Origin of the sequence: Ideonella azotifigens (assembly GCF_006519715.1) — a bacterium.
GTDB lineage: Bacteria > Pseudomonadota > Gammaproteobacteria > Burkholderiales > Burkholderiaceae_C > Ideonella > Ideonella azotifigens.
Window position 1 is genome coordinate 1 of sequence record NZ_VIDT01000155.1, and the last position, 9,832, is coordinate 9,832.

Consider the following 9,832-nt stretch of genomic DNA (forward strand, 5'->3'; position numbering starts at 1 on the left):
GCCGGCCATCGCGTCGCTGAGCAGCAGCGTGCTGCCGCTTGTGCCTGCCACGTCGACCCACTGGCCGTTGCCATCCCGAACCTGCCAGCGCAGCGTGGTGCCGGCCACGCCTTCGGCATCGGTCAGCGCGGGTGCAGCGGTCAGCACCTGGCCGACGACCACGTTGCCGCTGACGGCGACGCCGCCTTGCGGCGCGTCGTCCACACCAGCGATGTGCACCACCAGGTTGCTGTGCGCGGCCAGGCTGCCGTCGGAGACGGTGAGTGCGAAGCTTTCCTGCGCAGTGCCGGCCGTGGCGTTGACCGCAGCAGCATCGGGCACGTAGACGTACAAGCCGCTGCCGCTGTTCAGCCACAGCGTGCCGAAGCTGCCGGCTTTGTAGCTGTCGTAGCTGTGGCCGCCCACGGTGGCCGAGCCGGCACTGCCGCCGTCAATGCTGAACTGCAGTGTGAGGCCGAGGTCGCCGCTGGCCGAGAGTTGGCCAGTGACGTTGGCAAAACTGTCGCTGGCCGCAGTGTCGGTGAGCTGGATGCTGGCCGGTGTGCCGAGCAAAGGTGCGTGGTGCAGCCCGGCGACGGCCAGGCTGAAGTCGCTGCTGACGCTGGCGCCGCTGCCGTCGGTGGCCGTCACGCGCACGCTGATGGCGCCCACATCGGCCTGCCCCGGCGTGCCGCTGAACTGGCCGGTGCCGGCATTGAAGCTGAGCCAGCTCGGAAGCGGAGAACCGCTGGCCAGCGTGGCGCTGAGCGTGAGGGTGTCGCCCACGTCCACGTCGGCAAAGCTGTTGCCTGGCAGCGTGAAGCTGAAGGCGCTGCCTTCGGTGGCGTTTTGCGCGGCAATGCCGGTGGCGGTGGGCGCCGCGTTCAGCGCAGCCAGCGCCAGGTCGTTGCCGTCGCCGCCGGCCTGCGCCAGCTGCAGCGGGTGGCCGTCATTGGTCGTGAAAGTGGCACCGTCGGCCAGGTTGGCGAAGCTGCCGTTGATGGCGTCTGCGGCGTCGTTGGCGATCAGCACGAGGTTGTCACCCGCCGACACGGCCCCGTTGACCACTGCCAGGCTGAGCGAGCCGCCATTGAGCGTGACGCTGCCGTGCACGACGATCTGGTCGTGCCCGCTGCCGGGCGTGGCACCGGCCACGTCGGCCGCGTAAGTGCTGCCGTCCTGCATCACCAGGCCGCTGTTCAGCGTCAGCGTGCCGGCGCCGTTGCCAGCGCTGGTGCCGGGGGCGATGGTGCCGCCGGAATTCACGACGACCACGCCGGCGACGCTGCCGGTGCCGGCCAGGGTGCCGCCGCTGGCGACCGCCAGCACGCTGGTGTTGGCAAGGCTGCCGGTGAGGTTCAGCGTGCCGCCAGCCACTGTCGTGCTGCCTGTGTAGGTGTTGGTGTTGCTCAGCGTGAGCTTGCCGCTGCCTTGAGTGCTCAAGGCGCCGCCACCGCTGATCACGCCGCTGAGTGTGGCTGCCGCGCTGCTGCTGATGGCGGAGTCAATGGCCAGCGAGATTGCGTTGTCTATCGTCGTCGCGCCGGTGATGCTGAGGCTGCCGCCGTTGAGCGTGACGGTGCCACTGCCCAGGTTGCTGTCACTGGCCACGCTGAGGGTGCCTTCGTAGAGGCGCGTCTGGCCGCTGTGCGTGCCGGAGTTGCCGCTGTTGGCCAGCACCAGCGTGCCGCTGCCGAACTTGCTCAGCGTGGCGCTGCCGGAGAGTGCGCCGCTGAGCGTCACGCTGCCGGTGCTGACGGTCAGGTTGCCACTGGTGTTGAGCGCGATGGCGTTGTCTATCGTGGTGCTGCCGGTGACGCTCAGCGCGCCGCCGTTCAGCGTCAGCGTGCCGGCGCCCAGGTTGGCGTCGCCCGCCACGCTGAGCGTGCCGACGTAGACCCGGATGCCACCGCTGAAGCTGCCCGAATTGCTGCCCGAGAGCGTGAAGCTGCCGCTGCCGCGTTTGTACAGCTGGCCACTGCCGCTGAGCGTGCCGGCGAAGTTGGTGCTGGCGTTGTCGCCGCCGGTGGTCAGCGAGAGGCTGCCCATGGCCACGCTGCCGCTGCCGGCCAGCGAGCCGATGGCTTCGCTGGCAGCCAGGCTGAGGGTGGCGCCAGACGACACGGTGACGGCGCTGGTGTCGGCCAGCGCCAGGCCGCCGACAAGCGCCAGCGTGCCGGCCGAAACCGTGGTGCTGCCGGTGTAGGTGTTGGCGCCGCTGAGCGTGAACGTGCCGCTGCCGGCCTTGGTGATGCCGTTGCTGCCGCTGGACGAGATCACGCCGGAGAAAGTGGTGCTTGTGTTGTCGCCGCCAGTGGTCAGCCGGTAGCCAAGCACAACGTTGCCGGCGCCGGCCAGCGAGCCGATGGTTTCGTTGCCGCCAGCCAGCGTGAGGGTGGCGCCGCTGGCCACGATCACAGCGCCAGTGTTGGCAATCGAGCTGCCGCCACTGAGGCTGAGGCCGCCGGCCGAGATCGTGGTCGCCCCCGTGTACGTATTGGCGCCAGAGAGCGACAGCGTGCCGCTGCCGGCCTTGACCAGGCCGCCGCTGCCGTAGATCACGCCGCTGAAGGTGGTGGAGGCGTTGTTGCCGCCGGTGGTCAGCGTGTAGGAGTCCAGTGCCACGTTGGCGCTGCCGGCCAGCGAGCCGATGGTTTCGTCCGCAATCAGGCTTAGCGTGCCGTCGTTGATCGTGACCGCGACGCTGTCGGCAAGCGCCGCGCCGCCGGACAGCGCCAGCGTGCCGTCGGTGACGGTGACAGCGCCGGTGAAGCTGTTGCTGCCGCTGAGCGTGACCTGACCAGCACCGGTCTTGACCAGGTCGCCGCTGCCGGAAATCGCGCCGGACAGCGTGACGGCACCGCTGTTGTCGACCGTGCCGCCAAGGCCGCCCAGGCTGATGTCGTGGCCGATGGTGCTGGTGCCGGTGAGGGACAGCGTGCCGCCGTTGAGCGACAGCGCGCCGCTGCCCAGGTCGTCGTTCTGGTCGATGGCGATCGTGCCTTCGCGCACCAGCGTGTCGCCACTGAAGCTACCGGCATTGCCAACGTTGGCCAGCACCAGCGTGCCGTCGCCGAATTTCAGCAGCATGTCGGCGCCACTCAGCTGGCCGGTCAGCGCGATGGTCACGCCGTTGGCCACCGAGACTTCGCCGTACTGCGCGACGATGTCGAGGTTGTTGGCAATGTCCGCACCGCCGGCGGTGACGCTCAGCGTGCCGCCGTTCAGCGACAGCGTGCCGCCGCCAAGCTGGCTGCCGTCGTACACCGTCAGCAGGGCGTTGCGCACCATCGTGCCCGCGGCGTAGGTGTTGGCGCCCGAGAGCGTCAACGTGACGTTGTCCACCGTGAGGCTGCCGCTGGCGCCGCTGATGTTGGATGAGATGGCCAGGCTGTCACCGCCGCCGGCCACGTTCAGCGCGCCGTTGAGTTCAAGGTCAGCGCCGGTGATGGTCAGCGTATCGGTCGGGTCGATGTCGAAAACGATGCCGTCGAGCACCGTGAGGTTGCTGCTCAGCGCAATCGTCTGCCCCCCGATCAGGTTGGGCGTGCCGACGCTGCCGAACTGCAGCGTGTCGCCGTCCTGAGCCCAGTGCATGGCCTCGCGCAGCGACAGGCCGGTGCCGTCGTTTTCGTCGTCGGCCAGGTTGGCGCCAAAGCTGGTGTCGGCGCCGCCGCTGGTGTCGTCGCTGGTGGTGACGATCAGCGTGGCCAGGTGGCCGGAGAAGGCTTGCTGGGCGGCGCTGCTCAGCGCCAGGCGGCTTTCGATGGCGCCGGTCGAGACCTCCAGCGTCCAGTCGCTGCCGCCTTGGGCCGAGCCTGTGTTGTCGTTGGACGCGGCGACGTCCGCACCGGTCGCGGCGGCCAGCGCATGGATGAAGTTTTCGCCGGTGCCGCTGGCGACGCGGCAGCCGTAGAGCAGCAGGTCGCCGCCGGGGCTCAGTGCAGCACCCAGTGTCGCGAGGTCGGCGGATCGGCTGGCAACGGTGTTCGCGTCCAGCGTGAGCGAACCCAGGTACACCTGGCCTTCGGCGCCGTGGCTCAGCACCTGGATAGAGTCCAGTCCGCTGCGGCCTTGCAGCGCAGTGAGCATCTGCGTCAGGCCGTCCTGCGCCGGGTCCAGCAGCACCACATCAGCGCCTGGCAGCACGCCGTCGCGCAGCGCCTGCCAGCCCTGGATACTGGTGTCGATGAAGACAATGTCCTGCGGGCTCGGCTTGTCCTGTTCGTGCACGGCGACGGCGGCGGGAACGGCGTCTGCAAGCCGCGCAACGGCGTCGGCCAATGCGGCCCCGTGGCTGGCCTCTGGCATGGCGGCAGGCGCCTCATGGTGCAGCGCTTCGGCAGCGGCGGTGACCGCGGCGGCGTCGAACATCAGCCGAGGCTCCAGCACCATCGGGCGCACGACGGTGCGGAGCTGCGCCGGTGCGCGCGGCTCGGCAGGACTGCCGGTCAAGGCGCCCAGGCGGCGGACGACGTCATGCCAGATGCTGCGGGGAAGGCGATTCATAGGGCGTGATGTCGGTTCGGCGGGCGGCGGCCCGGAGGCAGCGCAGGCGCTGCCGAAGGAGGAAGAACTGAAGCTGCGCTCAGCGGGCCGGCACGTCGACGATGACGCGCCCGCTCATGCCGGCGACCAGCTCGGGAAAACGCCCGCGGATCTGCGCGGTGAACTTGACCGACTGGCTGACCGGGTCGACCTTGGCCGCCGTGCGCACAACGCCCGCCGGGTAGGTCTTGCCGGTCTCGTCGATGCGGATCTCGAAAGGCGAATTGACCTTCAGGAAGGACATCCAGTGCGAGGGCGCGATGAACTCCAGCTCCAGCGTGGAGTCGTCCATGATCTCCAGCAGCGTCTGGCCGGGCTGCACGTACTGCTGCTCGCGCACCTTCTGCTCCGAGACGCGGCCGGCAAACGGCGCGGCGATGTGGCACTTGCCGAGCAGGATGTTGTTGTACGAGAGGTCGGCCCGGGCCTTGGCGGCTTCGGTCCCCGCGATCTCCAGCTCCAGCTTGCCGGCCGAGTTCAGCTCGGAGAGCCGCGTGGTGGACTGCAGCGTCGCGTCGGCCGCAGCCAGCACGGCCTTGGACTTCTGCAGCTGCGCCTGCTGCAGCGAGCAGTCGAACTGCACCAGCGTCTGCCCGGCCTTGAAGGCGCCGCCTTCGGGCACCGGCAAGCTCTGGACCTTGGCGCCGACTTCGGCGGCCAGCGTGGTGAAGCGCTTGGGCGTGAGCTGCGCGCGGATCTCGCGCAGTTCGGGCCGCGCGGGCTCGGCGGCTTCGGTGCCGAAGCTGACCAGCGCGGCAAACGACAGCGTGGCAACGGTGGTGCAGAAAACAATCGCGCGCATCACGGCACCGCCTTGGTGGTGTCAGCCGACACGGCCGGTTCTGCGGGCAGCGTGCCGGCATCCCAGGCTTTCAGCACGCCCGCGACGGCCAGCGTCAGGTCGGCCAGCGGCATGGCCTCCGGCGCGGTGAGGCGCGGCTCCAGGCCCAGCGTGGCCTGCAGCTTGGATGCGGCGGCCTGCACGTTGGACAGGGCCTGGTAGCGGCGCAGCTGCGACAGGATGGCCGCCGTCTGCTGGGCCACGCGTTCCTGCTGGGTCTGGCGCGCGGCGGCTTCCTGGTTCGCCACATGCTTGGCAATGCGGCTGTCGACCTGGGCGATGGCGTCGGCCCGCTCGTACTGGCGCACCGCGTTGCCGTATTGCAGGCGCGCCAGGTGCAGCTGCGAGATCACCGCCATCTGCGTGCTCATGCGCTTCTGGTCGGCCAGCTGCACGCCGGCCTGGGCCATCTTCGTTTGCGAAATCGCCGAGAGCACGCCCAGCAGGTTGAACGACAGCTGCAGGCCGGTCTCGTTCCAGGACTGGTTGATCAGGTACTGGTCATTGCTGGAGCGCAGCGCGTAGTTGAACGACAGGCCGGGGAACATCTTCAGCATGGCCTTGCGGGTTTCGGCCTGGGCGATGCGGCTGCTGTAGATGCTCTCGCGCAGCTCGGCGTTCTGCGACAGCGCGTAGGTTTCCAGTTGCTCCACCGGCTGGTTCAACCAGGCAGTGGCGGGTGCTGCAGCCGGCTCGATCACGGTGATGGCCTGGCCGCCGGGCGCGCCGATCAGCTGCGCGAGTTCGATGCGCGCGCTGTTCAGTTCCTGGTCCACCAGTTCCAGCAGGCGCAGGTTCTCCAGCAACTGGCGCTGGTAGCGCAGCGGCTCCAGCGGCGAGCGCAGGCCTTCCTGCTCGATCTTGCGGGCGTCTGCCAGCGCCTGCTCGGCCACCTGGGTGGTGGCCTGCAGTTCGCCGCTGAGCTTCTGCGCCGCGGCGACGCGCCAGAACGCGGTGCGCACGTCCTGCACCAGCAGGTGCTGGGCGCGGCGGCTGCGTTCGGTGGCGATCAGGAAACGGTCCGCGCTCTGGCGGGCCGCGTAGTAGCTCTGGCCGAAGTCCAGCAAGCTCCACGAGAAGGAGAGGTCCACGCCGGTGGCTTCGCGGCTGGAGGAAATCGTCTGGCCGCCAATCACGGTGCCGGTGGCCAGGTCCTTGCTGAGCACCAGCAGGTCGTTGTCGCGGTTGCGGTAGCCGGCCGAAGCCACCAGGCGCGGCAGCATGTCCAGGTTGGCCGCGTCCAGCCCGCCAAAAGCCACCACCTCTTCCATGCGGCGCACGCGGCGCTCGGCGTTGTACTTGAGGGCCCGGGCAATGGCGGCTTCGAGGCTCAACGGGCCGTCCAACGGCGCGGCGTTCTGCTGCAGCGCGAGCTTGTCGGCCTGGGTGATGTCGCTGATCTCGGCGCCGGCCAGCGGCTGCGGCTGCAGCGAGGCGCAGGCACTCAGGGCGAGCGCCGCGGCAGCCACGAGCAAGGTCTTGGCAAATGCAAGCATGGTGATTCTTGTAGGAAGTTCGAAGCGCCGCAGGGCCGTGCGCAAAGCGTGTGAGACCGAGCTCGCAGCATAGGAAGGCTGGGCGCAAGCAAGGGTGCACAGAAGCGGGGCGAAACACCTCTGTCTCTGGCGACCGCCCATCGGCCCGGCGGCGCGGATGCGTTGCAGAATCGACTGTGTGAAGCCATGCCTGCCCCAGGAAATCGTGCCCGTGGACGCCGCCCAGGTGGCGCTGACCGCCCAATGCCTGGGACCGTTGACCGACCAGTTGATGCCTTACTTCCTGGCCCTGCGTGCCGAAACAGACGCGGTGCTGGCCAAGCGCCTCCCGCTGGCCGGCGGCAAGGCCTACCCATACGGCCGCTGCGAGGAGATCACGCAGGACCTGTACGCCCGGCTGGCGCAACGCCTGACAAAGCCGGCCGATCCGGTCACGCAGGCATTGCACGACTTCGTCGCCCAAGGGGGCGTGGTGCGCAGCATCTGGGGCGTGCTGCGCGAGCAGTATTTCCAGAACGCGATCCAGTTCGGCGCGCTGTACGTGGACGTGTCCAACGACACGGTGTTCGTCACCAAACCGCAGATCGAGATCCTGCCCATCGAACAGTCCGGTTTGGTGCCGGTGCGCGACCTGGCGCACTTCCGCCAGACGGCCGAGCGCTACTGGCACGCGACGGTCTACGCCAACCACCTAGTGCCGACGCTCGCCCCCTTGCTGCCCATCATCACGGTCAGCGCCGGCAAGCTGCGGCCAGGGCTGCAGTCGGCCTGCGACTACATGATCGACCTGATGCGCCGCGACGCTTTCCAGCAGGCCGAAGCCTGGCTGCGCGATGGCCCGGCGCCACCACCGGAACTGCAGTTGCCAGACCTGCCGGCCGACCTGCGCCCCTGGACCACGGACACGCGGCAAGAGGCTGTGCAAGCCTGCCGGCGCGCCCGTGCAGCGGGCTGTCAGCTTGACGCCGAATGGCGCACCGCCAGGGTGCTGGACTACCTGCGCTCGATTCGCGCCTAACCCGGTGAAAGTGCTGAGATTCACGCCTCTGCGGCCCAATTTCGCGCTGCTATACTGAATTGCAGTGGGGGTGTAGCTCAGCTGGGAGAGCGTCGCGTTCGCAATGCGAAGGTCAGGAGTTCGATCCTCCTCATCTCCACCACTGCTCCGCCAGGATTCAGCGTGAATCCGGCGAGCTCCCTGGAACCACTGAGGCGTCGTCATGGCCGGCCCGTGTGTCCCGTCAGGGCCCAACCACCAGGGTCCACCTCCCTGTCGAAACCAAGACCGACGCATCCGCCATTCGGGCGGCTCGCGCGTCTGCGCGCAGCCAGCTGGCTGGTTTGCGTTGGATCAAGCGACCGCCGGTGCGGCGGTGTTGAACTCGGGGCGACACAGCACTGGTTGCCTGCCGATCCGTCTGCCAGCCAGGGCTGCTTCCTCACCACATTGCCCAATACAAGCCCTTGCGGCGCATGCCCCCGCTCGATGAGCAGGACAGTGCCGCATCAGACAGGATGCCCGCATGAAAATTCTCGTCGCCACCGATGGCTCGAAGCCCGCCTTGCATGCCGTCAAGTACGCCATCAAGTTGCTGCAGTCGCTCTCGTCCACCAGCAACACCGTCACCCTGATCAGCGTGCACGACGATGTCGGGCTGCGGCATGCCAAGGCCTTCGTGGGCAAGGAGGCCGTGGCCGACTACTTGCGTGAACTCAGCGAGAAGGAACTCAAGCCCGCCAGGAAGCTGCTCGATTCGGCCGGCATCAAGCACGACATGGAAGTGCGCACAGGCCACGTCGCACAGGAAATCGTGCATTGCGCGAAGGCGGGCAAGTTCGACCTGATTGCGCTTGGCGCAAAAGGCCGCGGCGCCGTCGCCGACCTGCTGCTCGGCTCGGCCGCGCAGCGCGTGCTGGCGACCGCCGAAATGCCTGTCGTGCTTGTGAAGTGAACCGCCGCGTCTTCGCCGCCGATCCCGAAAGCCGGCGGCAACTGGCCCGTCGGTGACGACCGGCTGAGCGAGGCCAAGGCTCGCCTGCGCCTGGCCCGCGACGGGCCGAACGAATCAGCGGTGCGCAAGCTGCGCAGCGTGTTGAAGCCGGCACGCAAGGTGGCATCCGAACCGATGTGGCTGCCCTTGCTCGCGGTGCATGCGGGCGCCAGGGTCTGGGTGCGCGTGCCATGCTCGGCAACGCCGCTTCCAAGCGCCAGTTCGGCCGTGGTGGCGGGCACGCTGGCCGTACTGGGCACCGTATGCCCATTACCTCCTACAGCGGACCATTCTCGTTCTCGGCGCCCGCTACTGTGGCGCTGCTGGCGGCAGACTGCATGGCCAGGCCGGGCCTGCTGTGGTTCGAGGCTGTCAAACTCTTCCGGCGCCGTTGGCGACGATCAGGCAATTTAGCGCGCAGCCGCGTCTGGTCACGCCTCCTTGCACCTGCAGGGGGAATTCCCTTTCTGCGCCACGCGCCGCGGCACGCGGTTTGCCTCTTGTCCCGAGTCAAAGCGGCAAATGCGCCAAGTTGGTGCCCGGTTGGGAAGGAGCACTGGCACAAAAATCGCTTCCAGGATCCGCTTTGTCCAAGTGCTGCGGCTGACCGCGACTGAAGCACTGCAACACTCGGCAAACAGCCCTTTCAACCGGCTGGTTACAAGGGCTGAAGCCGGTTTTGCCGTGAATCATTAGGGTCAAGCCTGTAATGGCAGGCAGAAATTGCCCGCTATAGTGGCGTTTTTCGCGGCCCAAAAGGCCGTTGCCGATGAGAAAGACAGCGTCCTTCGAGGGCGACTGGAGGAATGAGTGGATTTCGCTGAATCGCAGCGCAGCCCCCGCAAGCACCCTGTGGGGCTGATGGTGGTGATCGTGCTGCACGTTTTGCTGGGCTACGCCCTGGTGAGTGGCTTGGCACGTCGGGTCGTGGAGGTCGCCATCAAGCCGGTGGAGACCAAGCTGATCGAAGAGATCAA

At 68.1% G+C, this 9,832-nt stretch carries 5 protein-coding genes and 1 tRNA gene; 3 read left to right on the forward strand and 3 right to left on the reverse strand.

Annotated elements, in window-relative coordinates; genetic code table 11:
• The 3 genes from FKP22_RS11890 to FKP22_RS11900 form a co-directional block, all read right to left on the reverse strand.
• Positions 1-4,488 (reverse strand): DUF4347 domain-containing protein (locus FKP22_RS11890; RefSeq protein ID WP_141287707.1); only part of this gene is annotated, 4,488 nt, incomplete at its 3' end.
• Positions 4,489-4,567: 79 nt separating this feature from the next.
• A complete protein-coding gene (locus FKP22_RS11895; RefSeq protein WP_141287708.1) occupies positions 4,568-5,329 on the reverse strand; it encodes an efflux RND transporter periplasmic adaptor subunit in 762 nt (253 codons plus the stop codon).
• Positions 5,329-6,864 carry a TolC family protein gene (locus tag FKP22_RS11900; RefSeq protein WP_231012717.1) on the reverse strand — a complete coding sequence of 512 codons (1,536 nt, stop codon included), beginning with the start codon at positions 6,862-6,864 and terminating at the stop codon, positions 5,329-5,331. The genes FKP22_RS11895 and FKP22_RS11900 overlap by 1 nt, the downstream gene beginning before the upstream one ends.
• Positions 6,865-7,075: 211 nt before the next feature.
• On the opposite strand from FKP22_RS11900, the gene FKP22_RS11905 reads away from it, so the two are divergent.
• The 3 genes from FKP22_RS11905 to FKP22_RS11915 all read left to right on the forward strand — a co-directional run bounded on the left by FKP22_RS11905 (position 7,076) and on the right by FKP22_RS11915 (position 8,816).
• Entirely contained in the window at positions 7,076-7,882 is an 807-nt protein-coding gene (locus FKP22_RS11905) for a hypothetical protein (protein ID WP_211361384.1), read from the forward strand.
• A gap of 66 nt (positions 7,883-7,948) precedes the next feature.
• Positions 7,949-8,024 (forward strand) — tRNA-Ala (locus FKP22_RS11910).
• Positions 8,025-8,387: 363 nt separating this feature from the next.
• A complete protein-coding gene (locus FKP22_RS11915) occupies positions 8,388-8,816 on the forward strand; it encodes a universal stress protein (RefSeq protein WP_141287710.1) in 429 nt (142 codons plus the stop codon).
• Positions 8,817-9,832: the final 1,016 nt, after the last annotated feature.

Bases quoted from the DNA above. Each gene is read 5' to 3' on its own strand.
- FKP22_RS11915 (WP_141287710.1), top strand. From the start codon at position 8,388: ATGAAAATTCTCGTCGCCACCGATGGCTCGAAGCCCGCCTTGCATGCC.
- FKP22_RS11895 (WP_141287708.1), bottom strand. From the start codon at position 5,329: ATGCGCGCGATTGTTTTCTGCACCACCGTTGCCACGCTGTCGTTTGCC.
- FKP22_RS11900 (WP_231012717.1), bottom strand. From the start codon at position 6,864: ATGCTTGCATTTGCCAAGACCTTGCTCGTGGCTGCCGCGGCGCTCGCC.